The organism is Streptomyces sp. NPDC054887 (assembly GCF_053610585.1).
The window spans coordinates 1-26,953 of the sequence record NZ_JBSGYQ010000068.1; the positions used below are offsets into that span (position 1 = coordinate 1).

The window sequence follows — 26,953 nt, forward strand, 5'->3', positions numbered from 1 at the left end:
GGGGATTCGTCCCCGGGGCCCTCGGCCGTACGTACGCCGGACGCCTACGGCAGCTGCGCAGCGCGCGCCACCCGCCGGTTGTCGCGGAAGGTGTTCACCCGCCGCGCCGTGGCGAAGAGCGGGATGACCGCGCCCAGGACCACCTGGAGCGCGCAGCCGGTCGCCAGCAGGACCTGGCCGCCCGGAGCGTCGAAGGCCCAGGCCGCCAGCAGGCCCATCGCGCCCACGATCCAGCCGAGCATCGCGACCGCGAGGACACCCCGCGGCTTGGGGTACTCGACCCGGCTCACCATCAGCCACGCGACGCCGACGATGGCGAGCAGCGTGGGGATGAAGGGGAGCTCCAGCAGCACGATGGAGACCACCGTCAGCGCGCCGAAGGGGCTCGGCATGCCCTGGAACATGCCGTCCTTCATCGTCACGCAGGAGAATCTGGCGAGTCGCAGGACCACCGCGAGCAGCACCACGATCGCCGCGAGCGCCGAAACCCGCTGGTGGGCGTCGTCCGCGACCATCCCGTACACGAGCACGAAGTAGGCCGGGGCGAGCCCGAAGCTGATCAGGTCGGACAGGTTGTCCAGCTCGGCGCCCATCGGCGAGCTGCGGAGCTTGCGCGCCACGAGCCCGTCGCAGAGGTCGAAGATCGCCGCGAGGAGCATCAGGATCACGGCGGTCGCGGCGCTGTGCCGCGCCATGCCGGTCTCCTGGCTGCCCTGGAGGTGCGGAATGAGGATTCCGGTGGTGGTGAAGTACACCGCCATGAATCCGCAGGTCGCGTTGCCGAGAGTGAGCGTGTCCGCTATCGACAGCCGCAGAGACAGCGGCATGTCCTCGGCGTCGGTGGCCTCGTCCTCGACCTCCGGCACCCAGCCGGCCCGTGTCTCGGGATCAGTCACGGTCAATTCGGGTCACCCCCGCGGTGGTCGCCTGGCCGACCTCGACGTCGACCTCGACACCCTCCGGGAGGTAGATGTCGACGCGCGAGCCGAAGCGGATCAGGCCGATGCGCTCGCCCTGCTCGACCTTCGTGCCCTGCGGCACGTACGGCACGATGCGGCGCGCGACGGCGCCGGCGATCTGCACCATCTCGATGTCACCGAGCTCGGTGTCGAAGTGCCAGACAACGCGCTCGTTGTTCTCGCTCTCCTTGTTGAACGCCGGAACGAACCCGCCGGGGATGTGCTCGACCGACGTCACCGTGCCCGCGAGCGGGGCACGGTTGACGTGGACGTTCAGCGGGCTCATGAAGATCGCGACGCGGGTGCGCCCGTCCTTCCACGGCATGATGCTCTGCACCACTCCGTCGGCCGGGGAGATGACCCGGCCCTGAGTGATCTCGCGCTCGGGGTCGCGGAAGAACCACAGCATGCCCGCCGCGAGCGCGGTGGTGGGCACGGCGACAGCGGCCCAGCGGCCGGACTTGCGGGCCCGGGCCAGGCTGAGCGCCGCGGTGGCGACGGTCGGCAGAAGCCACGGCGATGCTCCGCGAGCAAGGCGTCCGTCGAGGAGGCCGTCGCGTGGTGCAGAGGTTTGGCTGTGGGGCATGAATGACCTTCGTAGCGGATGATGCCGCGCTGGCAACAGGGGGACGGCGGCTTACCGGCGATGGTAGCGGTTGCGGGGCGCAACTGGGCAAGCCAGAAGCCGAGTCGGAGTCCTGAAGACGATGACAGGGTGTGATCTTTTTCGCGGTCATTTCCCCCCGAAAGGGGCAATCAGCCCTGGAACCGGTACTCTTCGAGGAGTCGCCGACCAATGATCATTTTCTGGATCTCGGCGGTACCTTCGCCGATCAGCAGCATCGGCGCCTCGCGGTAGAGACGCTCGATCTCGTACTCCTTGGAGAACCCGTAACCGCCGTGAATGCGGAAGGCGTCCTCCACGACTTCCTTGCAGTATTCGGAGGCGAGGTACTTCGCCATCCCTGCCTCTAGGTCGTTTCGTTCCCCGGAGTCCTTTTTGCGTGCTGCGTTCACCATCATGGCATGCGCGGCCTCGACCTTGGTAGCCATCTCGGCCAGCTTGAACTGAATGGCCTGGTGCTGGGCGATCGGCTTGCCGAAAGTGTGACGTTGCTGGGCATAGGAGACGCCCAGCTCGAACGCACGCTGAGCGACGCCGCAGCCACGCGCCGCCACATTGACGCGGCCGACCTCGACACCGTCCATCATTTGGTAAAACCCTCGGCCGGTCGTCCCGCCGAGTACCCGATTGGCCGGAATGCGCAGTCCGTCCATGATGAGCTCGGTGGTGTCGACACCCTTGTAGCCCATCTTGTCGATCTTCCCGGGGATGGTCAGGCCGGGCCGCACCTCGCCGAAGCCCGGCTCCTTCTCCACCAGGAAGGTCGTCATCTGCTTGTGCGGGGCCGTGCCCTCGGGGAGACCCTCGTCACTGCGGCACAGGACGGCGACGAGCGTGGACGAGCCGCCGTTCGTCAGCCACATCTTCTGGCCGTTGAGCACGTACTCGTCGCCGTCCTTCACGCCCTTGGACGTGATGGCCGACACGTCGGAGCCGAGCGCCGGCTCCGACATCGAGAACGCGCCCCGCACCTCGCCCAGCGCCATGCGCGGCAGGAACGTGTCCTTCTGCTCCTGCGTGCCGTGCTGCTTGAGCATGTACGCGACGATGAAGTGGGTGTTGATGATCCCCGAGACGCTCATCCAGCCACGGGCTATCTCCTCGACGCACAGCGCGTACGTGAGAAGCGACTCACCCAGGCCGCCGTACTCCTCGGGGATCATCAGCCCGAAGAGCCCGAGCTCCTTGAGTCCCTCGACGATCTCCGTCGGGTACTCGTCGCGGTGCTCCAGCTCGGTCGCGACAGGGATGATCTCCTTGTCGACGAAGTTCCTGACCGTGGCCAGGATCTCCTGCTGGATGTCGGTCAGACCGGCGGTCTGGGCGAGACGGGCCATGATTACTTCCCCTGCGTCTTCGGCTCCGGGCGGCCGGGCTGCTCGCCGCCGCGCTCCTTGATGTACGTCTCGGTCGGGACCATCACCTTGCGCCGGAAGACGCAGACGACGGTGCCGTCCTGCTTGTAGCCCCTGGTCTCCACGTAGACGATGCCGCGGTCGCTCTTGGACTTCGACGGCGTCTTGTCCAGGACGGTCGTCTCGCCGTAGATCGTGTCGCCGTGGAAGGTCGGCGCGATGTGCTTGAGCGACTCGACCTCCAGGTTGGCGATGGCCTTCCCGGAGACGTCCGGCACCGACATGCCGAGCAGCAGCGAGTAGATGTAGTTGCCGACGACCACGTTCTTGCCGAAATCGGTGGTCTTCTCGGCGTAGTTGCTGTCCATGTGCAGCGGGTGGTGGTTCATGGTCAGCAGACAGAAGAGGTGGTCGTCGTACTCGGTGACGGTCTTTCCGGGCCAGTGCTTGTAGACCGCGCCGACCTCGAACTCCTCGTAAGTGCGTCCGAACTGCATGATCAGGCCTCCGGGGCTTCGAACTTCGAGGTGCGCCGCATGCCGGCCGCACGTCCCTTGCCGGAGATGACCAGCGCCATCTTGCGGCTCGCCTCGTCGATCATCTCGTCCCCGAGCATCGCCGAGCCCTTCTTGCCGCCCGCCTCGGACGTGTAGTACTCGTACGCGTCCAGGATCAGCTCCGCGTGGTCGAAGTCCTCCTGCGACGGCGAGAAGATCTCGTTGGCGGCGGCGACCTGGTCCGGGTGCAGCACCCACTTGCCGTCGAAGCCCAGGGCGGCGGCGCGCTGCGCCACCGCGCGGTAACCCTCCTGGTTGCGGATCTGGAGGTAGGGGCCGTCGATCGCCTGGAGGTTGTTGGCGCGGGCGGCCATCAGGATCCTCATCAGGATGTAGTGGTAGGCGTCGGCGTCGTAGCCGGGCGGCTGCTCGCCGACGACCAGCGACTTCATGTTGATGGAGGCCATGAAGTCGGCCGGGCCGAAGATGATCGTCTCGACCCGCGGGGAGGCCGTGGCGATGGCGTTGACGTTGTTGAGGCCCTGCGCGTTCTCGATCTGCGCCTCGATGCCGATCTTGCCGACCTCGAAGCCCATCGTCTTCTCGATCTGCGTCAGCAGGAGGTCGAGCGCCACGACCTGCTGCGCGTCCTGGACCTTCGGCAGCATGATGCAGTCGAGGTTCTGCCCCGCGCCCTCCACCACCGTGACGACGTCGCGGTACGTCCATTCGGTGGTCCAGTCGTTGACGCGCACGACCCTGGTCTTGCCCGTCCAGTCGCCCTCGTTGAGGAACTTCACGATGGTGTGCCGGGCCTCAGGCTTGGCGAGCGGCGCGCAGGCGTCCTCGAGGTCCAGGAAGACCTGGTCCGCGGGGAGGCCCTGGGCCTTCTCCAGGAAGCGCGGGTTCGAGCCGGGGACGGCCAGGCAGGAGCGGCGCGGGCGCAGGCGGTTGACGGTCATGCGGGGACCTCCAGAGGGTCGAGCTTGTTCGCTTTCCGGATCTCGTCGACGATACGGCCGATGATCTCCGTGATGCCGAAGTCCTTCGGGGTGAAAACTGCGGCCACTCCGGCGGCCCGCAGTTCCGCGGCGTCCGCCGGCGGGATGATTCCGCCCGCGATCACCGGAATGTCGGCGGCCCCGGCCTCCCTGAGCCGTACCAGCACGTCCGGCACGAGTTCGGCGTGCGAGCCGGACAGGATCGACAGGCCGACGCAGTGCACGTCCTCCGCGAGGGCGGCGCTCACGATCTGCTCGGGCGTCAGCCTGATGCCCTGGTAGACCACCTCGAAGCCCGCGTCCCGGGCCCGTACGGCGATCTGCTCGGCGCCGTTGGAGTGGCCGTCGAGACCGGGCTTGCCGACCAGCAGGCGCAGCCGCCCGGAGCCGAGGTCCTCCGCCGTGCGGGCCACCTTCTCCCGTACGGCGGCGAGCGGGGTGCCGGCCTCGGCGGTGACCGCGACCGGTGCGCTGCTCACGCCCGTGGGCGCCCGGAACTCGCCGAAGACGTCCCGCAGCGCCCACGCCCACTCGCCGGTGGTGACCCCCGCACGGGCGCACTCCACCGTCGCGGCCATCAGGTTCTCGCTGCCCGCCGCGGCCTTCTTGAGAGCCGCGAGCGACTCGGAGGCGCGGGTGTCGTCGCGGTTGTCGCGCCACTCGTGCAGCTTGGCGACGACGCGCGCCTCGTTGGCCGGGTCGACCGTCATGATCGCCCCGTCGAGGTCCGAGGTGAGGGGGCTCGGCTCGGTGGCCTCGTAGCAGTTGACGCCGACGATCTTCTCCTCGCCGGACTCGATGCGCGCGCGGCGCTCCGCGTGCGAGGAGACCAGCTGCGACTTGAGGTAGCCGGACTCGACGGCGGCCATCGCGCCGCCCATCTCCTCGATGCGGTCCATCTCGGCGAAGGAGTCGGCGACCAGCGCCTCCACCTTGGCCTCGACGACGTGCGACCCCGCGAAGATGTCCTCGTACTCCAGCAGGTCGCTCTCCAGGGCGAGTACCTGCTGGATGCGCAGCGACCACTGCTGGTCCCAGGGCCGGGGCAGGCCCAGCGCCTCGTTCCAGGCGGGCAGCTGCACGGCGCGGGCGCGGGCGTCCTTGGAGAGGGTGACGGCCAGCATCTCCAGGACGATGCGCTGGACGTTGTTCTCCGGCTGCGCCTCCGTGAGACCCAGCGAGTTGACCTGCACGCCGTAGCGGAACCGGCGCTGCTTCTCGTTCTCGATGCCGTACCGCTCGCGCGTGACCTTGTCCCAGATGCGGCCGAAGGCGCGCATCTTGCACATCTCCTCGACGAAGCGGACGCCCGCGTTGACGAAGAAGGAGATACGGGCGACGACGTCCCCGAACTTCTCCGCCGGCACCTGACCGCTGTCCCGTACGGCGTCGAGGACGGCGATCGCCGTGCTCATGGCGTACGCGATCTCCTGGACCGGCGTGGCGCCGGCTTCCTGGAGGTGGTAGCTGCAGATGTTGATCGGGTTCCACTTGGGGATGTTGTTCACCGTGTAGGTGATCATGTCCGTCGTCAGGCGCAGGCTCGGCACCGGCGGGAAGACGTGCGTCCCGCGCGACAGGTACTCCTTGACGATGTCGTTCTGCGTCGTCCCCTGGAGCTTGGTGATGTCGGCGCCCTGCTCCTCCGCGACCACCTGGTACAGCGCCAGCAGCCACATGGCCGTGGCGTTGATGGTCATGGAGGTGTTCATCTGCTCCAGGGGGATGTCCTGGAACAGGCGCCGCATGTCACCCAGATGGGAGACCGGGACCCCGACCCGGCCCACCTCGCCGCGGGCCAGGATGTGGTCGGGGTCGTAGCCGGTCTGCGTCGGAAGGTCGAACGCGACCGACAGGCCGGTCTGGCCCTTGGCGAGGTTGTTGCGGTACAGCTCGTTGGACGCCTCGGCGGTCGAGTGACCGGCGTACGTCCGCATGAGCCAGGGCCGGTCCTTCCGACGCTCCGCCATCAGACGTTCCGGAAGCGGTTGATGGCGTCGATGTGCAGTGCGCGCTTCTCGTGGTCGCGGACGCCGAGACCCTCGCGGGGCGCCAGCGCGAGCACGCCGACCTTGCCCTGGTGCAGGTTGCGGTGCACGTCGTACGCGGCCTGGCCGGTGTCCTCCAGGGAGTACACCTTCGACAGGGTGGGGTGGATCTTGCCCTTGGCGATCAGGCGGTTGGCCTCCCACGCCTCGCGGTAGTTCGCGAAGTGCGAGCCGATGATGCGCTTGAGCGACATCCACAGGTAGCGGTTGTCGTACTCGTGCATGTAGCCCGAGGTCGAGGCGCAGGTGGTGATCGTGCCGCCCTTGCGGGTGACGTACACGGAGGCGCCGAACGTCTCGCGGCCCGGGTGCTCGAAGACGATGTCGATGTCCTCGCCGCCGGTGAGCTCGCGGATGCGCTTGCCGAAGCGCTTCCACTCCTTGGGGTCCTGGGTGTGCTCGTCCTTCCAGAACTTGTAGCCCTCGGCGTTGCGGTCGATGATCGCCTCGGCGCCCATCGAGCGGCAGATGTCCGCCTTCTGGTCGCTGGAGACGACGCAGATCGGGTTGGCGCCGCCGGCCAGCGCGAACTGGGTGGCGTACGAACCGAGTCCGCCGCTCGCGCCCCAGATCAGCACGTTGTCGCCCTGCTTCATGCCGGCGCCGTTGCGCGAGACGAGCTGGCGGTACGCGGTGGAGTTGACCAGGCCGGGGGACGCCGCCTCCTCCCAGCTGAGGTGGTCGGGCTTGGGCATCAGCTGGTTGGACTTGACGAGCGCGATCTCGGCGAGGCCGCCGAAGTTCGTCTCGAAGCCCCAGATGCGCTGCTCGGGGTCGAGCATCGTGTCGTTGTGGCCGTCGGAGGACTCCAGCTCGACGGAGAGGCAGTGCGCGACGACCTCGTCACCGGGCTTCCAGGAGTTCACGCCGGGGCCGGTGCGCAGGACGACGCCCGCGAGGTCGGAACCGATGACGTGGTACGGGAGGTCGTGGCGCTTGCTGAGGTCGCTGAGGCGCCCGTACCGCTCCAGGAAGCCGAACGTCGAGACCGGCTCGAAGATCGACGTCCAGACGGAGTTGTAGTTGACCGAGCTGGCCATGACCGCCACCAGGGCCTCGCCGGGCCCGAGCTCGGGAACCGGCACGTCCTCCACGTGGAGGGACTTGCGCGGGTCCTTGTCGCGGCTGGCGACGCCGGCGAACATCTCGGCCTCGTCCTTGTGCACGGTCACCGCGCGGTACGACTCGGGGATGGACAGCGCGGCGAAGTCATCGGCTGTGCTGTCCTGCGACTGGATCGCGTCCAGGATTTCCTTCACGGGGGGCCTCCGGCGAAGCGCGTTTTTGAGAGAACGCTTTGAGGGGAAACGTCGGGGTGCTGCTGTGGAGGTGTGCCGTCGGTTCGGCGGTGTTGCGGTTGTTCGGCAGCGCGGGTAGCGCGGGAGGTTGCCTGTGACGCAGGCGCCCGGGCGCGCAAACACGTGGTTTGCGGGGACAGCCGGCGTACGAAAGATCACTGCACGCCGGCCGCCCGGACGACATCAAGGTATGACACCCCGTGCCACGTGACAAGACACTGAGTGCCAACAATTTCTCTCACTTGTCACCTCGCCGTCACACATGAGCGATGATCGATCGATTCGCTTCATCAGAGCACGCGAAGACGCCGCCCGCCTCCCGGAAACAGGGGGCGGACGGCGTCCGTGGGTACGGGGGAGCGAGGCGGGTCAGACCTGCTTCAGGGCCCGTTCGATGGTGCGCATGACCTCGTCCAGGGGCGCGTCGGTGCGGGCGACGGTCACCAGCACGTCGCCGGTCACCGAGGCCGACGCCGAGGGCGACTGCTCCGGCTGCCGGTCGCGCTCCCGGGACGTGGAGCGGCCCGCGCCGATGCCCGTGCCGAAGGTGTCGCGGACGATGGAGAACGCGTGGTCGAGCTGCGCCTCCACGTCGCCCTGGCCGCCCGCCCGCAGCCAGCGCCGCAGGACGTGGTTGTGGGCCGTCACGACCGCGGAGGCGGCCACCTCGGCCAGCAGCGGGTCGTCGTTGCCGTCGTGGTGGTCGCGCTCGTCGAAGTGGCCCAGCAGGTAGCGGGTGAACAGCCGCTCGTACCGGGCCACCGAGGCGATCTCCGCCTCCCGCAGCGTCGGGACCTCGCGGGTGAGCTTGTAGCGGGCGACGGAGACCGCGGGGGACGCCGCGTACATCCGCATGACTTCCTTGATGCCCCGGCAGACCGTGTCCAGCGGGTGCTCGTGCGGGGAGGCCGCGTTGAGCACCGCCTCCGCGCGGACCAGGGTGTCGTCGTGGTCCGGGAAGATCGCCTCTTCCTTGGAGCGGAAGTGCCGGAAGAAGGTCCGGCGCGCGACGCCGCCGGCGGCGGCGATCTCGTCGACGGTCGTCGCCTCGTACCCCTTGGTCGCGAACAGCTCCATCGCCGCGGCCGACAGTTCGCGGCGCATCTTGAGCCGCTGGGCAGCCGCCCGGCTGCCGGCGGCGCTCTCGGGGGCCTCGGAGGCGGAGCTCGTACGGGACGGTCGTCGCGGGGAGTCAGCGGGCTGGGACATGCCCCGAACGTACTGCATCTGCGCAGGAGAGCGCGCCTGTGGGTGCGGGCTGCCGTCAGGCTCCAGCAGCCCGCCCCATCCGGTCACACCCTCCTGCTCAGCGCCCGGCATACTCCCGGAAGCCGCGTCCCGTCTTGCGGCCGAGGCACCCCGCGGCCACCAGGTGTTCGAGCAGCGGCGCCGGCGCGAGGCCGGGGTCGCGGAACTCGCGGTGCAGGACCTGCTCGATGGCCAGGGAGACGTCGAGGCCGACCACGTCGAGGAGCTCGAAGGGGCCCATCGGGTAGCCGCCGCCCAGCTTCATCGCGGCGTCGATGTCGTCCAGCGTCGCGTAGTGCTGCTCGACCATCTTGATCGCGTTGTTCAGGTACGGGAAGAGCAGCGCGTTCACGATGAAACCGGCGCGGTCGCCGCAGTCCACCGGGTGCTTGCGGATCTTCGTGCAGACCTCGCGGACGGTGGCGTGCACCGCGTCCGAGGTGAGGACCGTACGCACGACCTCGACCAGCTTCATTGCGGGCGCCGGGTTGAAGAAGTGCATGCCGATCACGTCCTGCGGGCGCGAGGTCGCACGGGCGCAGGCGACGACCGGCAGCGAGGACGTGGTCGTGGCGAGCACCGCGCCCGCCTTGCAGACCTTGTCGAGCGTGGCGAAGAGCTCCTGCTTGACCGCCAGGTCCTCCGCGACCGCCTCCACCGCCAGGTCGACGTCGGAGAACGCGTCGAGCGAGCCCGCCGGAGTGACCCGGCCCAGCGTCTCGTCGCGGGCCTCGGCCGTCATCCGCCCCTTGTCGACGGAACGGGCGAGGGACTTGGCGATACGGGCCTTCGCCTTCTCCGCCTTCTCCTGGCTGCGGGCCGCGAGCACCACGTCGTAGCCGGCCTTCGCGAAGACCTCCGCGATGCCGGACGCCATGGTCCCGGACCCGGCGACGCCGACCGACCGCACCGGCCGGCCCGGGGTGGCCGTCGCCGACTCCAGCGGGGTGAGGGCGTCGCGCACCACGGTCTGGCTGCCGGGCGCCTCGTACGTGTAGAAGCCCCGGCCCGACTTGCGGCCGCTGAGCCCCGCCTCGCTGAGCTGCTTCAGGATGGGGGCGGGGGCGTGCAGCCGGTCGTGCGACTCGGCGTACATCGCGTCCAGGACGGTACGGGCCGTGTCGACGCCGATCAGGTCGAGCAGCGCCAGGGGGCCCATCGGGAGGCCGCAGCCCAGCCGCATCGCGGCGTCGATGTCCTCGCGGGAGGCGTACTTCGCCTCGTACATCGCGGCGGCCTGGTTGAGGTAGCCGAAGAGCAGGCCGTCGGCGATGAAACCGGGCCGGTCGCCGACCGCGACCGGCTCCTTGCCCAGGTCCCGGGCGAGCGCGGTGACGGCCTCGACCGCCTGCGGCGCGGTGAGCACCGACGAGACGATCTCGACGAGCTTCATCGCGGGGGCCGGGTTGAAGAAGTGCATGCCGAGCACCCGCTCGGGGTGCGCCGAGTCGGCGGCGAGCCGGGTCACGGACAGCGCGTTCGTGCCGGTCGCCAGCACCGTGGTGGGGCGCACGATCGCGTCCAGGGCGCGGAAGACCTGCTGCTTGGCCTCGTACGACTCGTGCACGACCTCGATCACGAGATCGGCGTCCGAGGCCGCCTGGAGGTCGGAGAAGGTACGGAACCGGGCGAGGGCGTCACGGCGCTCCTCTTCGGTGATCCGCCCGCGCTCGACCGCGCGGGCCGTGGAGGACTCCAGCGACGAGACGGCCAGCCGGGCGGCCTCCTCGCTGATGTCGATGCCGATGACTTCACGGCCGGCGCGGGCCAGGATCTCGGCGATGCCGGTGCCCATGGTGCCGAGTCCGACCACGGCGACGGTACTGAGAGGGGTGTCCATCACGGGACTCCAGGGATGAGTGACGACTGAGGGGCACACGCACCGCGCCGCGGGTACGCCAAGGGGCGCACGGCGTAAGGAGGTTGCGTGCGGGAGGGCTGCTCTGTGGAGACTGCGCACTGCGCAGGGCGGGTCGAGCTGCGGGGCCGACGGACTCTGTCCCGGAGTCGCGTCGCGAAGAAACACCGAACCGACAAGACACTCCGGCGGCTGCGTCACCAGGCCGCCATGAGGTGATCAATCAGCGGGGGGTGGCCCGCTCACTTGAGAGTAACCGGCGAGTAACGAGCGCGCCAGACCTGGCGGGATGTGATCTGGGACGCGTGTGCGCTGCATACCCTTGCGCCATGGACGAGGAGCTGCGGTCGCTCGCCGACCGGGTACGGGGTGAGGCGCGGTCCGGACCGGATGGTTCCACGGCGTACGAGCGGCTGCTCGTCACCGAGGACCCGGACGAACTGGCGGGGGTCCTGACCGAGACGCAGCGCCCCCTGTGGGCCCGCGAGATAGCCGCCTTCCGCCTCGGCTGCGCCGGTGACCGGCGCGCCTTCGAGACGCTGGTGCTGCTGCTCAACCACCGCGACGCGGACCGGTGCGTCACCGCCGCGTACGCGCTGGCGCGCCTCGGCGACCCGCGCACCGCGCGCGCGGCGGCCGCACTCGCCACGAACGCGCTGCGCACGGCGTACGCGCTGACCCCCGTGCGGCTGCTCACCGAGCTGCGGGCGCCCGAGACCGTGCCGGCGCTGATCACCACCCTGCGGGGACTGCTCGCCCCCGGGAACCCCCACTGGCGGGTGGCGCTCGCCTGCGTCGAGGGCCTGGGGCAGCTGCGGGACGCGCGGGCGCGGCCGGTGCTGGAGGCGGCGCTCGGTCACCCCAGGCTGGGCGCGGCCGCGTCCGCCGCGCTCAGCCGCCTGGCGTAGCGCGTCTCGGGGACGGGGACGCCGAGGACGTCGAACGGCGCCTCGGCGCCGTCCGGGGCGAAGCCGGCCTGCTCGTAGAAGCGCCGGGCGCGGGCGTTGGCGGTGAGCACCCACAGGAGCATGCGCGGGTGGCCTGCGGCGGCGGCGCGGGCGAGCAGCTCCGCGGTCAGGGCGCGGCCGGCGCCGCAGCCCTGGTGCTCGGGCAGCACGTACAGGGCGTAGAGCTCGGCGTCGCCGGTCGGCCCGTTCTCCTCGTCGCGGTACGGGCCGCAGCAGCCCCAGCCGACGACCTGGCCGTCGCGCTCGGCGACCAGATCGCGCGCCCCGCCGTCGTGCGCGCGCAGGCGCGCGCGGTGCCGGGCGGCGTCCTGCGGCACGCTCATCGCGTCGAGGTATGCCCGGGGCACCATCCCGGCGTACGCCGTCCGCCAGCCGCGCACCCGCACCCGGGCCACGGCCTCGCAGTCGTCGAGGACCATGTCCCGTATCCGCACGCCGCCGCTCATGCCCGCGCACTGTAGTGCCACCGCCCCCGCCCCCGCTCGGATTGCGGAGCCCGGCCAGGGAGGGGGCGGGCGAAGGCTCAACTCCGCGTGCCCAGCAGCCCGTGCAGGGTGCCTCCCTCGGTCGGGGCCGCCGCCGCCCGCTGGGGCGGCAGCGGTTTCGGGTCGGGCAGTGCGTCGCAGACCGCGTCCGCCTCGCCGCCGCCGGAGCCGCGCGGCACCTCGCCCGTCGCGAGGTAGTCCGCCAAGTACCGGTCGAGGCAGGTGTTTCCGCTCAGTGCGATGCCGTGGTTGCCGCCGCCGTTCTCCACCACGAGCGCGGAGCGGGACAGTTTCCGGTGCAGGGCGGCCCCGCCCCCGTACGGCGTGGCGGCGTCCTCGGTCGCCTGGAGCAGCAGCGCGGGCGGCAGTACGTCGTTCGCGACGTCCGGCGGATCCAGCCGCGGGGTGGGCCAGAAGGCGCAAGGAGCGTTGTACCAGGCGTTGTTCCAGGTCGAGAAGGGCGCCTTCTCGTGCACGTCCCAGTTGTCCTCGTGCCAGGTGCCCCAGTCGCGCGGCCACGAGGCGTCCCGGCACTGCACCGACGTGTAGATGCTGTAGCCGTTGTCGTCGGAGGCGTCGCTCGCGCCGAAGCTCCGGTACGCCGCCACCAGCGGGGCGGTGTCCCTCTCGTTCACGTACGACGCGAACGCCTCGGCCAGGCGCGGCCAGTAGCCGTTGTAGTACCCCCCGGGCAGGTACGTGTCCTCCAGCTCCGACGGGCCCACCTTCCCGCCCGCCGGGCTGCCGCGCAGCTCCTCGCGCATCCGGTACCACGCGGCCTCGACCTCCGCCGGGTCGCCGCCGAGCCGGTACGTGGCGTCGTGCCGGGCCACCCACGCCGCGAACGCCTTGTGGCGGGCGTCGAACGCGTGGTCCTGCGCGATGTTGTTGTCGTACCAGACGCCGGCCGGGTCGACGACGCTGTCGAGCGCGAGCCGCCGCACCCGCTGCGGGTGGAGCTTGGCGTACACGGCCCCGAGGTAGGTCCCGTAGGAGTACCCGAAGTAGTTGATCTGCCGCGCGCCGAGCGCCCGGCGGACGACGTCGAGGTCCTTGGCGGCGCTGACGGTGTCGATGTACGGCAGCACGTCGGCGTACTTCTCGCCGCACGCCAGGGCGAACGCCCGCGCCCGCCGGACGCCCTCGCGTTCCTCGCGCGCGGTGCGCGGCACCGAGTCCGGCCGCACGCCGGAGAAGTGCCCCGGCCGGCAGTCCAGCGCCGGTTCGCTCGCGCCCACCCCGCGCGGGTCGAAGCCGATGACGTCGTACTGCGACGCCACCTTCTCCGGCAGCGCTCCCGCGACGAAACCGGCGAGCGACAGGCCGCTGCCGCCGGGGCCGCCCGGGTTCACGAGCAGGGGGCCCTGGAACGTGTCGGCGGTGTGCCGCACGCGCGACAGGGCGAGGGTGATCTTCCTGCCGTGCGGTTCGGCGTGGTTCAGCGGGACCTCGACCGACGCGCACTGGAGCTTCGGATAGCTCTTGGTGCCGCATCCGGTCCAGGCGAGCGTGGTGCGCCCGGCTGCGGGACCGGCGGCGGACCCCGAGTCCGCCGAGACGGCCGGCGGTACGGCCGTGACCAGTCCGGCCACCGCCGTCCCGACGGCGAACAGAACTCCTGCGCGTTTCTTCACTGAGCCTCCCGTGCTGCGGGGAACGTGGCTGTGCGGGACACAGCCCCCGCCGCATCGTGCCGGAAAGGTGTCAGTAATGCGTGCTTATTATCGTTTTGTTCCTTTCGTGGCGTGCCGGCCCGGCGCCTGATGCGACGTCAGAGCAGGGTGAGCTGCGTGGGGCCGGGAGGTTCCGGTTCCGCGGGCGCCGGTACGCGCCGGCGCACGCCGGGCCCGGACGGGCCGATTCCGAACTCCGTGGCGAGTTCGTGCACCTGGCGGGTGATGCGCCGCTGGTACCACTTCGGTGCGTACGCCCCTTCGGCGTACAGCCGCTCGTACCGCCGCACCAGATGCGGGTGGTGCCGCCCGAGCCACGCCATGAACCACTCCCGCGCGCCGGGCCGCAGATGCAGGACGAGCGGGGTCACCGAGGTGGCGCCCGAGACGGCGATCGCGCGGACGGTGGCGCGCAGCTGGTCGGGCGAGTCCCCGAGGAAGGGGATGACCGGTGCCATCAGGACACCGCAGCCGATGCCGTGGTCCGTGAGCGTGCGCACGACGTCGAGGCGGCGCTCGGGGGACGGCGTGCCGGGCTCCACCGTGCGCCACAGCTCCTGGTCGGTGAAGCCGACGGAGACCGATATGCCGACGTCGGCGACCTCGGCCGCCTGCACGAGCAGGTCGAGGTCGCGGAGGATCAGCGTGCCCTTGGTCAGGATCGAGAAGGGGTTGGCGCGGTCGCGCAGCGCGGCGATGATGCCGGGCATGAGGCGGTAGCGGCCCTCGGCCCGCTGGTAGCAGTCGACGTTCGTGCCCATGGCGATGTGCGCGCCCTGCCAGCGCCGAGAGGCGAGCTGGCCGCGCAGCAGCTCGGGCGCGTTGATCTTGACGACGATCTGGGAGTCGAAGTCCAGGCCGCTGTCGAGGTCCAGGTACGTGTGGGTCCGGCGGGCGAAGCAGTAGACGCACGCGTGCGTGCAGCCCCGGTAGGGATTGACCGTCCATTCGAACGGCATGCGTGAGGCGCCCGGCACCCGGTTCAGGATCGAGCGGGCGCGCACCTCGTGGAAGGTGATCCCCCGGAATTCGGGGGTGTCGAAGGTGCGGGTGGTCACCGCGTCCGTTCCGAAGAGCGCGGCCTCCCCGGTGGGGGCGGGGTTTTCGGCCAGATTGTTCCAGCGCATGTGCGCCTCCTCGGTAGCACTGTCCACAGAATAGAACACATGTTCCCTTGTTTGCCGCAACCCCGATTTTGGGCGGCCGTGCCGGAGGTGGTTGGGTAAGCCGCACCCTTGAAAACCCAAGTGCTGGAGGAACAGGCATGGCGCAGGTCGAGGCCACCACGGAGCGGATCATCGCGGCGGATGCGGAGACGGTGTTCGACACGCTGGCCGACTACAGCGGCGCCCGCGAGAAGCTGCTGCCCGGGCACTTCTCCGAGTACGAGGTGCGCGAGGGCGGTGACGGCGAGGGCACCCTCGTCCACTGGAAGCTCCAGGCCACCAGCAAGCGCGTCCGCGACTGCCTGCTGGAGGTGACCGAGCCGACCGACGGGCAGCTCGTCGAGAAGGACCGGAACTCGTCCATGGTCACCACCTGGACCGTGACCCCCGCCGGTGAGGGCAGGTCCAAGGCCGTCGTCAGCACTGTGTGGAACGGCGCCGGCGGAATCGGCGGCTTCTTCGAGAAGACGTTCGCCCCCAAGGGCCTCGGCCGGATCTACGACGCCCTGCTCGCGAACCTCGCCGCGCACGTCGAGAAGTAGCCTGTCACCGGAACGAGTGGTCTTCCCGGCGCACCGGTGGTGCGCCGCAGGCGCTCCCGCCGGCAGCGAGGCCGCCCGCGTACGCCCCCTCGCCCCGATCGGTCGCAACCTCCAACTCGGCCACGAGGACTGACGCTTCGGGGGCCGCCGGACCCGCCCGCCTGGGCCGTTCGGAGTGCCGCCGCGCGTCGCGGCGCCGGTCCGGGCGCGCTGAGCGGGGTCGCGGCCGGTGCCGGGTCCTACGCTGGGCCCGGCCCCGGTGCGGGGCCGCCGGTGGATCCCAGGGAGCGACGATGCCCGAGCAGGGCCCCGAGGCGGCCGACGCGCAGCGCGAGCACGGGCGGCGGACGTACGCCGAGCATCCGGGGATGTACGGCGACGCTCCCTCGGCGGCGGCCGTCCACGCCGCCGCCGTGTTCCGCGTTGCGGGCGCCAGTGACGTACTGGAACTAGGGGCGGGGCACGGGCGCGACGCCCTGTACTTCGCCGGCTGCGGCTTCCACGTCCGCGCCACGGACTGCGGCCCCGAGGCGATCGCGCGACTCGCCCGCCGCGCGGACGACCTGGGCCTCGGCTCCGCCGTGGCCGGCACGGTCCACGACGTACGCAGCCCGCTGCCGCTCCCGGACCGTTCCGTGGACGGCGTCTTCGCCCACACGCTGATGTGCATGGCCCTGTCGACGCCCGAGATCCACCGCCTGGCAGGCGAGGTACGGCGGGTGCTGCGGCCCGGCGGCGCCTTCGTCTACACCGTCCGGCACACCGGCGACGCCCACTACGGGGCGGGTACGGCGCACGGCGACGACGTCTTCGAGCACGGCGGGTTCGCGGTGCACTTCTTCGAGCGGGCGCTGGTCGACGCGCTGGCCGAGGGCTGGGACCTGCGGGAGGTCCACGCCTTCGAGGAGGGCGACCTGCCCCGCCGCCTGTGGCGCGTCACCCAGACGCTGCCGCCGGACCTGGCCGGTACCGGTCCCGGCGCGTACCGTGGTGCCGCATGAAGATCCTCATCAGCGCCGACATGGAGGGCGCCACCGGCGTCACCTGGCCGGCCGATGTGCTGCCGGGGACCCCGCAGTGGGAGCGCTGCCGCTCGATGTTCACCTCGGACGTGAACGCCGCCGTCCTCGGCTTCTTCGACGGGGGCGCCGACGAGGTACTCGTCAACGAGGCGCACTGGACGATGCGCAACCTCTTCCTGGAGCGGCTCGACGAGCGCGCCGAGATGCTGACGGGCCGGCACAAGGCGCTGAGCATGGTCGAGGGCGTGCAGCACGGGGACGTCGACGGCGTCGCGTTCGTCGGCTACCACACCGGGGCGGGCGCCGAGGGCGTCCTCGCCCACACCTACCTCGCCAACTCCGTCACCGGGGTGTGGGTCGACGGCGTACGGGCCAGCGAGGGCCTGCTCAACTCCCATGTCGTCGCCGAGTACGGCGTACCCGTGGTGCTCGTCACCGGCGACGACCTGACCTGCGCCGACGCAGAGGGGTACGCCCCCGCCGCCCGCAAGGTCGCCGTGAAGGACCACGTCTCGCGCTACGCCGCGGTCTGCCGCACCCCCGCCCGCACCGCCGCCGACATCAGGGCCGCCGCCAAGGAGGCGACCGCCCTGGCCGTGCGTCACGAACCGGTGCGCGGCGGGCCGTTCACCGTGGAGCTGGAATTCGACGCGGAGCACCTTTCGGGCGTCGCCACCGTGGTGCCCGGGGTGGAGACGACCGGTGAACGGCGTGTCGCGTACACCAGCGCGACGATGTATGAGGGCATTCGTACGTTCAAGGCGGTCACGACGATCGTCTCGGCCGCGGTGGAGGAGCAGTATGGCTGACGAGGAGCCGGCCGGCGGGGGAGCGCCCGACGCGTCGGCGTTCGACGAAGTGGTGGCCTTCACGTCCGACCTCATCCGCATCGACACCACCAACCGGGGCGGCGGCGACTGCCGCGAGCGCCCCGCGGCCGAGTACGTCGCCGGGCGGCTCGCCGGGGCCGGCCTCGAACCCGTCCTCCTCGAACGCACCCCCGGACGCACCAACGTCGTGGCCCGGATCACCGGCACCGACCCGTCGGCCGACGCGCTGCTGGTCCACGGCCACCTCGACGTCGTACCCGCGGAGCCCGCCGACTGGAGCGTGCACCCCTTCTCCGGCGAGGTCCGCGACGGCGTGATCTGGGGACGCGGCGCGATCGACATGAAGAACATGGACGCGATGGTCCTCGCGGTCGTACGGGCCTGGGCGCGCAACGGCACCCGGCCCCGCCGCGACATCGTGCTCGCCTTCACCGCCGACGAGGAGGCCAGCGCGGTCGACGGTTCCGGCTTCCTCGCCGCGGACCACCCGGACCTGTTCGAAGGCTGTACGGAGGGCATCGGCGAATCCGGCGCCTACACCTTCCACGCGGGCCCCGGCATGGAGATCTACCCGATCGCGGCGGGGGAGCGCGGCACCGGCTGGGTCAGACTCACCGGCGTCGGCACGGCCGGGCACGGCTCCAAGGTGAACCGGGACAACGCCGTCAGCAGGCTGGCCGCCGCCGTCGCGCGGATCGGCGCGCACGAATGGCCGGTGCGGCTCACCCCGACCGTACGGGCCGGCCTCGCCGAACTCGCCGCCCTTCACGGGCTCGACGCACCGGACTTCGACGCGCCCGACTTCGACGTGGACGCGCTGCTCAACAAGCTGGGGCCGGCCGCCGCGCTGGTCGAGGCGACGGTACGGGCCGGCGCCAACCCGACGATGCTGGACGCCGGGTACAAGGTCAACGTGATCCCGGGCCGGGCGACCGCGTACGTCGACGGGCGGTTCCCGCCCGGCGGCGAGGAGGAGTTCCGCCGGACCCTGGACCGGCTCACCGGGGAAGGCGTGGAGTGGGAGTTCCACCACCGGGAGACGGCGCTCCAGGCGCCGGTCGACTCCCCGACGTACGCGAAACTGCGCGCGGCGGTGGAGCGGTTCGCGCCCGGCGGGCACGTCGTGCCGTACTGCATGTCGGGCGGCACGGACGCCAAGCAGTTCTCGCGGCTCGGCATCACGGGTTACGGCTTCTCGCCGCTCAGACTCCCCGTCGGTTTCGACTACCAGGCGCTCTTCCACGGCGTGGACGAACGCGTTCCTGTCGATGCCCTCCACTTCGGCGTGCGTGTGCTCGATCATTACCTGAAGACCGCCTAGCAGCTACTAGCAGGGGGAGTGGGGCCGTGGTGCCGACTGGGACGTACGGAAGCTGGCCGTCGCCGATCGGCGCCGGCCTCGCCGCCTCGCGCGACGGGCACCCCGAGTACGTCGGCGTGATCGGCGACGAGGTGTGGTGGACGGCGCCGCGCCCCGCCGAGGGCGGCCGGCGCGCGCTGGTCCGCCGACGGGCGGACGGCCACGAGGAATCGGTTCTGCCCGCTCCCTGGAACGTGCGCAGCAGGGTCGTCGAGTACGGCGGACAGCCCTGGGCCGGTGCCCAGCGCCCGGCGGGCGGACCGCTCGTCGTCTTCGTCCACTTCCCCGACCAGCGGCTGTACGCGTACGAACCCGACGTGCCCGGCGCCGAACCGCGCCCCCTCACGCCCGTGTCGGCGCTCGGCGGCGGCCTGCGCTGGGTCGACCCGCAGCTGCGCATGGACCGGGGCGCGGCGGGCGAGGTGTGGTGCGTCCTGGAGGAGTTCACGGGCGAGCGGCCCACCGACGTGCGCCGCGTCGTCGCCGCCGTACCGCTGGACGGATCGGCCGCCGAGGAACGGGCCGCCGTACGGGAGCTCTCCGACGGCGCGCACCGCTTCGTCACCGGGCCCCGGGTTTCCCCGGACGGGCGCCGCGCCGCCTGGATCGCCTGGGACCACCCCCGCATGCCGTGGGACGGCACGGAGGTGATCCTCGCGGACATCGCGGCCGACGGAACGTTCCGCGCGGCGCGACCGCTGCTCGGCGGGCCCGACGAGTCCGTCGCCCAGATCGACTGGACCGCCGACGGGCACCTGCTCTTCTCCAGTGACCGCAGCGGGTGGTGGAACCTGTACCGCGCGGACCCGGACGGGGAGACGGTGGCGCTGTGCTCCCGCGACGAGGAGTTCGGCGGCCCGCTCTGGAAGATCGGCCTGCGCTGGTTCCACCCGCTGGACAACGGGCTCGTCGCCGTCATCCACGGCGGCGGAGCCACCGCGCTGGGCATACTCGACCCCGAGAGCTGCGAGGTCGTCGACTCCGCCGGCCCCTGGACCGAATGGGCGCCCACGCTCGCGGTGCACGGCAGCCGGGTCGTCGGCGTCGCCGCGAGCCCGCGCAGCGCGTACGAGGTCATCGAGCTCGACACCCGCACCGGGCACACCAGGGTCGTCGGGTCCGCGCACGACGATCCGGTCGACCCGTCGTACTACCCCGAGCCGCAGATCCGGGTCTTCACCGGTTCCGACGGGCGGGAGACGCACGCCCACATCTACCCGCCGCACAACCCCGGCCGGATCGCGCCCGCCGACGAACTGCCCCCCTACGTCGTGTGGGCGCACGGGGGCCCCACGGGTCGCGCCCCGCTCGTACTCGACCTGGAGATCGCCTACTTCACCTCGCGCGGCATCGGCGTGGCCGAGGTCAACTACGGCGGCTCGGCGGGGTACGGACGCGAGTACCGCAACCGGCTGCGCGAGCAGTGGGGCGTCGTGGACGTCGAGGACTGCGCCGCCGTCGCCGTCGCGCTGGCCGAGGAGGGCACCGCCGACCCGCGGCGGCTCGCGATCCGCGGCGGCAGCGCGGGCGGCTGGACCGCCGCCGCCTCGCTGGCCGCCACCGACGTGTACGCCTGCGCCGCCGTCATGTACCCGATCCTCGACCTCACCGCCTGGGCGACGGGGGAGACCCACGACTTCGAGTCGCACTACCTGGAGAGCCTCGTCGGGCCGCTCGCCGCCTGCCCGGACCGCTACCGGGACCGTTCGCCCGCCCAGCAGGCCGACCGGATCACCGCGCCGTTCCTGCTGCTCCAGGGGCTCGACGACGTGATCTGCCCGCCTGCGCAGTGCGAGCGGTTCGTCGAGCGGATGGCGGGGCGTGGCGTCCCGCACGCCTACCTCGCCTTCGAGGGGGAGGGGCACGGCTTCCGCCGCGCACAGACCCTGACCCGGGCGCTGGAGGCCGAACTCGCCCTGTACGCCCGCACCTTCGGCATCGACCGCGACGACCTCGCGCCCCTGGAGTTCACCACGTGACCCTCGCGCCCCTGACCCGGCCCGCCCGGCTGCGGCCCGGCTCGCGGATCGCGGTCGTCGCCCCCGCCGGACCCGTCCATGAGGAACGGCTCCGGGCGGGGATCGACATCCTGCGCGGCTGGGACCTCGAACCGGTCGTGGGCCGCCATGTGCTGGACACCGCGCCGGAGTTCGACTACCTCGCCGGCACGGACCGGGCGCGGGCCCGGGACCTGGAGGAGGCCTGGTGCGACCCGTCCGTGGACGCGGTGATCTGCGCGCGCGGCGGGTACGGCGCCCAGCGCATGGCCGACCTGCTCGACTGGCGGGCGATGCGGGCCGCCGGGCCCAAGGTGTTCGTCGGGTACAGCGACATCACCGCGCTGCACGAGGCGTTCGCCGTACGGCTGGGCCTGGCCACCCTGCACGGGCCGATGCCCGCCGCCCTCTCCTTCACCAAGGACGCCCGCACCCAGGAGTCCCTGCGGGCCACCCTCTTCGCCCCCGAGTCCGTCATGACCCTGGGGCTTGAGACGGCGGGCGTCCTGGTGCCGGGCCGGGCGCGCGGCGTCACCCTCGGCGGCTGCGTCAGCCTGCTCGCGGCCGGACTCGGCACCCCGGACGCGCGGGCCGGCGCGCGCGGCGGTCTGCTGCTCCTGGAGGACATCGGCGAGGAGGCGTACCGCCTGGACCGGATCCTCACGCAACTGCTGCGTTCCGGCTGGCTGGACGGCGTGGCGGGGGTCGCCCTCGGCTCGTGGGAGGACTGCGGACCGTACGCGACGCAGGTGCGGACGGTGCTGTACGACCGGCTGGCGCCGCTGGGGGTGCCGGTCGTCGAGGAACTGGGCTTCGGGCACTGCGCGAGCGCCCTGACCGTGCCGCTGGGCGTGCCCGCCGTGCTGGACACGGACGCCCGGGCCCTCGTCCTCGACGTACCGGCGCTGCGCTGAGGCGACGGGACCGGTCAGGCCTGCGGCGGGTGGTCGCCCGTCGCTCCGTCGATCAGCTCGCGCAGGATGTCCATGTGGCCCGCGTGCCGCACGGTGTCCTCCAGCATGTGGATGAGCACCCAGCGCAGCGACACCGTGTTGCCCGACCAGGACGTGCCCGGCGTGTCCAGGCCGAGTTCGTCGACGGCCCGGTCGGCGGCGGCGCGCGCCCGGCCGTAGAACGCCACGATGTCCGCTGTCGACTCGCCGTCCGCCACCACCATGTCCTCGCCCTTGAACGGGTCGAACCACAGTGGCTCGCCCGGACGGCCGAACGTGGTGCAGAACCAGCCGTACTCGACGCTCGCCAGGTGCTTCACCAGGCCGAGCAGGCTGGTCCCCGACGGGGTCATGGGACGGCGCGCCTGCTCCTCGTCGAGACCGTCGAGCTTCCACAGCACCGCGTCGCGGTGCCGGTCGAGGGCCGCCCGCAGGCTCTCCTTCTCGCCGCCGGTGAACGGCACGCTTCTGATCGTCATGCTCCCGAACGTAACAGCGGGGTCTGACAACACGCGGCGACGTCGCACTCGCCCACTCCGGCCTCGGCTCGGGCCCGACTGCCCGATCTCCCTCAACGACCCGCGGATCGACGGCCGGGCCGCGTCGCGCCCGGTCGGCACCCGCGCGGCCGACGACGGCACGCGCGCCGACTACGTCGTCGAGGACGGTGCGGGCGCTCCGCGGGTCGGGATGATCGGCGGTTCGTTCGGCGGCACGATCCGGCTCGGCACGGCCGCCGGCGACCACCGCCTGGACGCCCTCCTGCCCCTGGTCACCCGGCACGACCTGGCGTACTCCCGGACCGCTCGGCGGGCGCCGCGGGAGCGGGCGGACGTAATCTGGCCGCATGTCCGACAGAACCGTCCACCTTGCCGAGGGGCCGCGTGTGGCCCTGCGCCACTTCGGCCCGGCCGACGCCGAGGAGTTCACCGCGCGGGCGCGCGAGAGCAAGGGCCTGCACCACCCCTGGCTCTTCCCGCCGGACCAGCCCGCCGCGTACGCCGCCTACGCGGGTCCGCTCATCGACAACCCGACGCGGGTGGGCTACCTGGTGTGCGAGCGGCCCCACGGGGCCATCGCCGGCTTCATCAACATCAACAACATCGTCGGGGGCGGCTTCCTCTGCGGGGCGCTGGGCTACGGCGCGTTCGCGCACGCGGCGGGCCGGGGCCTGATGAGCGAGGGCCTCGGCCTGGTCGTCGACCGCGCCTTCGGCCCGCTGGGCCTGCACCGGCTGGAGGCCAACATCCAGCCCGGCAACGCGGCGTCCCTCGCGCTCGTCCGCAGGGCCGGCTTCCGGCTGGAGGGCTTCTCACCCGACTTCATATACGTCGACGGCGCCTGGCGCGACCACGAGCGGTGGGCGCTCACCGCGGAGATGCGGCGCTGAGGAAGGCCGGGCGGCGGCCACGGCCGTGACCCGGGACCCCCTGGTCACGAAGGCACCCGACGTGTTCGGATGGTGGCCGGGGCGCCGGTGGACGGCGGCCCCTGTGAGGGAGTGAGGCTGCCTTGGCCACGACCGTGCGACGTGCCGTACTGACCCTGCCCGCCGCCCCCTTGGGGCCGGAGAACCCGCTGCCGGGACTCCGCCCGCTCGACGAGCAGCACGTCGTCGACGAGCGCTCGCGCGCCGCGCTCCCGCGCGACATGGCCCGCCAGGTCGGCCACGAGCCGCTGCGCACCCTGCTGCCGGTGCGTGTCCTGGACGGGTACGGACGCGAACGCACGCCGACGGACCTCGACACGATCGTCATCGAGAACGACCGGCTGCGGGCGACCGTGCTGCCGGGGCTCGGCGGCCGGGTGCACTCGCTGTTCCACAAGCCGACCGGCCGTGAACTCCTCTACCGCAACCCGGTGCTCCAGCCCGCCGACTTCGCCATCAACGGGGCCTGGTTCTCCGGCGGACTGGAGTGGAACATCGGCGCCACCGGACACACGACACTGTCCTGCGCCCCGCTGCACGCCGCGATCGTCCCCGCCCCCGACGGCGGCGACATGGTCCGGCTGTGGGAGTGGGAGCGGCTGCGCGACCTGCCGTTCCAGGTGGACCTGTGGCTGCCGGCCGACTCCGACTTCCTGTACGTCGGCGTACGGATACGCAACCCGCACGAGCAGACCGTCCCCACGTACTGGTGGTCGAACATCGCGGTCCCGGAGGACGAGGGGACCCGGGTGCTCGCCCCGGCGGAGGAGGCGTGGCACTTCGGGTACGAGCGCCGGCTGCGGCGGGTGCCCGTGCCGCGGCACGACGGCGTCGACCGCACGTACCCGCTGCGCGGCGAGTACCCCGCCGACTACTTCTACGAGGTGCCCGAAGAGGCCCGCAAGTGGATCGCCTCGCTCGGCGCCGACGGGCGGGGTCTCGTGCAGACCTCGACCGACGGGCTGCGCGGACGCAAGCTGTTCCTGTGGGGCGCGGGGCGGGGCGGACGGCGCTGGCAGCAGTGGCTGACCGAGCCCGGCACCCCCGGCTACGCCGAGATCCAGGCCGGCCTCGCCCGTACGCAGCTGGAGCACGTGCCGCTGGAGGCGGGGGCCGAGTTCAGCTGGCTCGAGGCGTACGGCCCGCTGTCCGCCGACCCGGAGGCCGTGCACGGCGAGGACTGGGCGGCGGCGCGCGCGGAGGCCGGCGCCCGTCTGGAGGACGCGCTGCCCCGGGCGCGGGTGGACGCGGCGTACGAGGCGTGGCGGCCGTACGCCGATCACGAGCCGGGCCGGTCGCTCGCCACCGGGTCCGGGTGGGGCGCCCTGGAGGTGCTGCGCGCCGGGTTCAAGCTCCCGGGCACACCCTTCGGCGAGGCGACCCTCGGCGGCCAGCAGGCACCCTGGGTGGAGTTGCTGCGCAGTGGCACGTACCCGGCGCCGGACGGGGCGGCGGCGCCGCCCGGCCCGTCCCTGGTCGCGCAGCACTGGCGGGACATGCTGGAGACGGCGCCGGCCGATCCGCTCACCGAGTACCACCTGGGCGTCGCCCAGTGGCACGCGGGTGATGTGGCGCAGGCCGTGCGCAGCTGGGAGCGCGGCCTCCAAGTGGCTCACTCCCGCTGGCCGTTGCTGCGCTGCCTCGCGGTCGCGGACCTCGACGCGGGCAACCCGGGGCGGGGCGCCGACCACTACGCCGAGGCGTTCGAGGACCTGTGCCGGGAGCGGGGCGGCGGCGAGGCGTGGACGGCGGCGACGGCCGCCCTGGGACGCGAGGCGATCGCCGCCCTGCTCGCTGCCGGGCGTACGGACGCGGCCCGCGCGGTGTGGGAGGAGCTGCCCGCCGCTGTGCGCGCCGGCGGCCGCTTCCGGCTCGTCGAGGCGCAGCTCCTGGTCGCCGAGGGGGACGCGGCGGGCGCCCGGGCCCTCTTCGACGCCGGGTTCGAGGTGCCGGACCTGCGCGAGGGCGACGAGGTGCTGGGCGAGGTGTGGGCGCGGACCGGCGACGATCCGCTGCCCGACGCGTACGAGTACCGCATGCGGCCGCCGGTGCGGTAGGGAGGCCCGGGCCGCCTCCGGTACACGCCGCCGCCCGCCGCCCCCCGGAGCGAGCCGGGCGGGCGCCGGCGCGTGCCATCGCGAGGCGGTGGATCGCCCCCGTACCAGGCCCACTTGGACGTCTGCGGCAGTGCGGGGGGCGTGCGCGCCGGGCGGGACGCGTCCGGTGGGGTGCGCCCGGCGAGCGCGTCGGACCGGTCCTAGACGATCGCTCGCCGGTCGGCGTACTCGAAGACCGAGCCGTCCGGGTGCGCGGCGATCAGGTTGCGGCCGACGGGGGTGGGGACCGGGCCCGCGATGATGCGCGCGCCCGCCCCGGCCAGGGCGGCGCCCGCCTCCTCCACGTCCTTGACGGCGATGGTGGCCGACACCTTGCGCAGGACTTCGAGTTCCGACTCGGGGCCGCTCATCAGCAGGAAGCAGCCGATGGCCGCGACGGAGACCCCGCCGCGCTCGAAGCGCAGCGCGCGGCTTCCGGTGAGGCGTTCGTAGAAGGCCACCGTGGCCTCCAGGTCGTCGACGCAGATGCGCAGCGTGGTTCCCAGGATCTCCATGAGGGCCAGCGTAGTTGCTCCCGTGCCGGCCGGGCGGGGGTATGCCGGGGCCCCGCCCGGGCGCCGGGACGGGGCAGGCGATCAGGGGCTGGGGTAGCGCGGCGGCATCACGCCCGGCACAGGATCTCCCCGTGCGGCACCATGAACCACGCGTCCTCCCGCGCGCCCCACTCCCGCCAGGCCCGCGCGACCGCCGCGAGGCCGTCCCGTGTCGTGTGGCCGCCGCCCACCGCCAGTTCGGCGTACCCGGAGTCCGTCGTGCGGTCCGCCCACAGGCCGCTCCACCACGCCCGCTCCTTCGGCGTCGCGAAACACCACACGGCCGCCGAAGGCCGAACGTCGGTGAAGCCGGCCCGCTGTGCCCAGGACAGGAGTCTGCGCCCCGCGTCCGGTTCGCCGCCGTTCGCGCGCGCGACCCGGCCGTACAGCCGCTGCCAGTCGTCCATCGGCGCCGAATGCGGGAACCACGTCATCGCGGCGTAGTCGCTGTCGCGCGCCGCGACGACGCCGCCGGGGCGGCACACACGGCGCATCTCGCGCAGGGCCCGTACCGGGTCGCCGACGTGCTGGAGCACCTGGTGGGCGTGGACGACGTCGAAGGAGTCGTCGGGGAAGTCCAGCGCGTGGACGTCCGCCACCGCGAACCGCACGTTGTCCAGGCCGCGTTCCGCCACCGCCTCGCGCGCCTGCCCGAGCACGTCCGGCGCCGCGTCGACCGCCGTCACCCGGCCGGGGGCGACCAGTGCCGCCAGGTCCGCCGTGATGGTGCCGGGCCCGCAGCCCACGTCCAGGACGTCAAGACCCGGCCGCAGGTCCGCCAGGAGGTACGCCGCGGAGTTGGCGGCCGTGCGCCAGCGGTGCGAGCGCAGCACCGACTCGTGGTGGCCGTGGGTGTAGACGGCCGTCTCCCCGGGCGTCTCCCCGGGCGCCGGGGTGTCGGGCGTGGGCGTCTCGGGCATGGGCGTACCCCTTCTCCGTGAGGTCTCCGTCCGGCGCCCGGGTCCGGACGCGGTACGCCGTACGGTACG

Annotated in this window: 24 protein-coding genes and 1 pseudogene; 10 read left to right on the plus strand and 15 right to left on the minus strand. The window is 72.1% G+C overall.

The window, feature by feature from the left end:
• Nucleotides 1-44 precede the first annotated feature (44 nt).
• The 9 genes from pssA to ACWGH0_RS28905 form a co-directional block, all read right to left on the minus strand.
• The gene (pssA, locus tag ACWGH0_RS28865; protein WP_453407190.1) at nucleotides 45-902 is read right to left on the minus strand and encodes a CDP-diacylglycerol--serine O-phosphatidyltransferase; all 858 of its coding nucleotides are present in this window, start codon (nucleotides 900-902) and stop codon (nucleotides 45-47) included.
• Nucleotides 889-1,545 (minus strand): phosphatidylserine decarboxylase, encoded by a 657-nt coding sequence (locus tag ACWGH0_RS28870; RefSeq protein ID WP_453407191.1) that lies wholly within the window; start codon nucleotides 1,543-1,545, stop codon nucleotides 889-891. The genes pssA and ACWGH0_RS28870 overlap by 14 nt, the downstream gene beginning before the upstream one ends.
• Nucleotides 1,546-1,715: 170 nt before the next feature.
• On the minus strand, nucleotides 1,716-2,921 hold the full coding sequence (locus ACWGH0_RS28875) for an acyl-CoA dehydrogenase family protein (protein WP_214925425.1): 1,206 nt from the start codon (nucleotides 2,919-2,921) through the stop codon (nucleotides 1,716-1,718).
• Between the two features lie 2 nt (nucleotides 2,922-2,923).
• A complete protein-coding gene (locus ACWGH0_RS28880; protein ID WP_453407192.1) occupies nucleotides 2,924-3,436 on the minus strand; it encodes a MaoC family dehydratase in 513 nt (170 codons plus the stop codon).
• 2 nt (nucleotides 3,437-3,438) lie between these two features.
• The gene (locus tag ACWGH0_RS28885) at nucleotides 3,439-4,398 is read right to left on the minus strand and encodes an HpcH/HpaI aldolase/citrate lyase family protein (RefSeq protein ID WP_453407193.1); all 960 of its coding nucleotides are present in this window, start codon (nucleotides 4,396-4,398) and stop codon (nucleotides 3,439-3,441) included.
• A complete protein-coding gene (locus ACWGH0_RS28890) occupies nucleotides 4,395-6,407 on the minus strand; it encodes a protein meaA (RefSeq protein WP_453407194.1) in 2,013 nt (670 codons plus the stop codon). Before ACWGH0_RS28890 ends, ACWGH0_RS28885 begins: the two co-directional genes overlap by 4 nt.
• Nucleotides 6,407-7,744 (minus strand): crotonyl-CoA carboxylase/reductase, encoded by a 1,338-nt coding sequence (gene ccrA, locus ACWGH0_RS28895; protein ID WP_453407195.1) that lies wholly within the window; start codon nucleotides 7,742-7,744, stop codon nucleotides 6,407-6,409. The genes ACWGH0_RS28890 and ccrA overlap by 1 nt, the downstream gene beginning before the upstream one ends.
• A gap of 408 nt (nucleotides 7,745-8,152) precedes the next feature.
• Nucleotides 8,153-8,992, minus strand: coding sequence for a TetR family transcriptional regulator (locus ACWGH0_RS28900; RefSeq protein ID WP_453407196.1), 840 nt, complete (start codon nucleotides 8,990-8,992; stop codon nucleotides 8,153-8,155).
• Between the two features lie 97 nt (nucleotides 8,993-9,089).
• The gene (locus ACWGH0_RS28905; protein ID WP_453407197.1) at nucleotides 9,090-10,871 is read right to left on the minus strand and encodes a 3-hydroxyacyl-CoA dehydrogenase family protein; all 1,782 of its coding nucleotides are present in this window, start codon (nucleotides 10,869-10,871) and stop codon (nucleotides 9,090-9,092) included.
• A 347-nt stretch (nucleotides 10,872-11,218) separates the two neighbouring features.
• Here ACWGH0_RS28905 and ACWGH0_RS28910 point away from each other — a divergent pair, with 347 nt between their 5' ends.
• Nucleotides 11,219-11,797 (plus strand): adenylosuccinate lyase, encoded by a 579-nt coding sequence (locus ACWGH0_RS28910; RefSeq protein WP_453407198.1) that lies wholly within the window; start codon nucleotides 11,219-11,221, stop codon nucleotides 11,795-11,797.
• Here the strand turns inward: ACWGH0_RS28910 and ACWGH0_RS28915 are convergent.
• From ACWGH0_RS28915 to ACWGH0_RS28925, 3 genes are all read right to left on the minus strand, one after another.
• Complete coding sequence (locus ACWGH0_RS28915) at nucleotides 11,746-12,303, minus strand: N-acetyltransferase family protein (protein ID WP_453407199.1); 558 nt, start codon at nucleotides 12,301-12,303, stop codon at nucleotides 11,746-11,748. The genes ACWGH0_RS28910 and ACWGH0_RS28915 overlap by 52 nt on opposite strands.
• A gap of 77 nt (nucleotides 12,304-12,380) precedes the next feature.
• Nucleotides 12,381-13,976, minus strand: coding sequence for an alpha/beta hydrolase (locus tag ACWGH0_RS28920; RefSeq protein WP_453407200.1), 1,596 nt, complete (start codon nucleotides 13,974-13,976; stop codon nucleotides 12,381-12,383).
• Nucleotides 13,977-14,113: 137 nt separating this feature from the next.
• A complete protein-coding gene (locus ACWGH0_RS28925; protein ID WP_453407201.1) occupies nucleotides 14,114-15,142 on the minus strand; it encodes an Rv2578c family radical SAM protein in 1,029 nt (342 codons plus the stop codon).
• A 137-nt stretch (nucleotides 15,143-15,279) separates the two neighbouring features.
• On the opposite strand from ACWGH0_RS28925, the gene ACWGH0_RS28930 reads away from it, so the two are divergent.
• The 6 genes from ACWGH0_RS28930 (at nucleotide 15,280) to ACWGH0_RS28955 (ending at nucleotide 21,846) form a co-directional block, all read left to right on the plus strand.
• Nucleotides 15,280-15,723, plus strand: a complete 444-nt coding sequence (locus tag ACWGH0_RS28930) for an SRPBCC family protein (protein WP_453407202.1) — start codon at nucleotides 15,280-15,282, stop codon at nucleotides 15,721-15,723.
• 293 nt (nucleotides 15,724-16,016) lie between these two features.
• Nucleotides 16,017-16,724 carry a class I SAM-dependent methyltransferase gene (locus ACWGH0_RS28935; protein WP_453407203.1) on the plus strand — a complete coding sequence of 236 codons (708 nt, stop codon included), beginning with the start codon at nucleotides 16,017-16,019 and terminating at the stop codon, nucleotides 16,722-16,724.
• Entirely contained in the window at nucleotides 16,721-17,554 is an 834-nt protein-coding gene (locus ACWGH0_RS28940; protein WP_453407204.1) for a M55 family metallopeptidase, read from the plus strand. The genes ACWGH0_RS28935 and ACWGH0_RS28940 overlap by 4 nt, the downstream gene beginning before the upstream one ends.
• Nucleotides 17,547-18,896, plus strand: coding sequence for a M20/M25/M40 family metallo-hydrolase (locus ACWGH0_RS28945; RefSeq protein WP_453407205.1), 1,350 nt, complete (start codon nucleotides 17,547-17,549; stop codon nucleotides 18,894-18,896). Before ACWGH0_RS28940 ends, ACWGH0_RS28945 begins: the two co-directional genes overlap by 8 nt.
• 26 nt (nucleotides 18,897-18,922) lie before the next feature.
• On the plus strand, nucleotides 18,923-20,914 hold the full coding sequence (locus ACWGH0_RS28950; protein ID WP_453407206.1) for an LpqB family beta-propeller domain-containing protein: 1,992 nt from the start codon (nucleotides 18,923-18,925) through the stop codon (nucleotides 20,912-20,914).
• A complete protein-coding gene (locus tag ACWGH0_RS28955; protein ID WP_453407207.1) occupies nucleotides 20,911-21,846 on the plus strand; it encodes a S66 peptidase family protein in 936 nt (311 codons plus the stop codon). The genes ACWGH0_RS28950 and ACWGH0_RS28955 overlap by 4 nt, the downstream gene beginning before the upstream one ends.
• Nucleotides 21,847-21,860: 14 nt before the next feature.
• Here the strand turns inward: ACWGH0_RS28955 and ACWGH0_RS28960 are convergent, their stop codons facing one another.
• The gene (locus ACWGH0_RS28960) at nucleotides 21,861-22,364 is read right to left on the minus strand and encodes a DinB family protein (protein ID WP_453407208.1); all 504 of its coding nucleotides are present in this window, start codon (nucleotides 22,362-22,364) and stop codon (nucleotides 21,861-21,863) included.
• Between the two features lie 17 nt (nucleotides 22,365-22,381).
• Between ACWGH0_RS28960 and ACWGH0_RS28965 the strand changes: the two are divergent.
• From ACWGH0_RS28965 to ACWGH0_RS28975, 3 genes and pseudogenes are all read left to right on the plus strand, one after another.
• A pseudogene (locus ACWGH0_RS28965) lies at nucleotides 22,382-22,701 on the plus strand (peptidase S15); the annotation flags it as partial.
• 31 nt (nucleotides 22,702-22,732) lie between these two features.
• Entirely contained in the window at nucleotides 22,733-23,275 is a 543-nt protein-coding gene (locus ACWGH0_RS28970; protein ID WP_453407209.1) for a GNAT family N-acetyltransferase, read from the plus strand.
• A gap of 122 nt (nucleotides 23,276-23,397) precedes the next feature.
• Nucleotides 23,398-25,371, plus strand: a complete 1,974-nt coding sequence (locus tag ACWGH0_RS28975; RefSeq protein WP_453407210.1) for a DUF5107 domain-containing protein — start codon at nucleotides 23,398-23,400, stop codon at nucleotides 25,369-25,371.
• Between the two features lie 200 nt (nucleotides 25,372-25,571).
• On the opposite strand, the gene ACWGH0_RS28980 is transcribed toward ACWGH0_RS28975, so the two are convergent.
• Nucleotides 25,572-25,925, minus strand: coding sequence for a VOC family protein (locus ACWGH0_RS28980; RefSeq protein ID WP_453407211.1), 354 nt, complete (start codon nucleotides 25,923-25,925; stop codon nucleotides 25,572-25,574).
• Between the two features lie 107 nt (nucleotides 25,926-26,032).
• Nucleotides 26,033-26,884 (minus strand): class I SAM-dependent methyltransferase, encoded by an 852-nt coding sequence (locus ACWGH0_RS28985; protein ID WP_453407212.1) that lies wholly within the window; start codon nucleotides 26,882-26,884, stop codon nucleotides 26,033-26,035.
• Nucleotides 26,885-26,953: the final 69 nt, after the last annotated feature.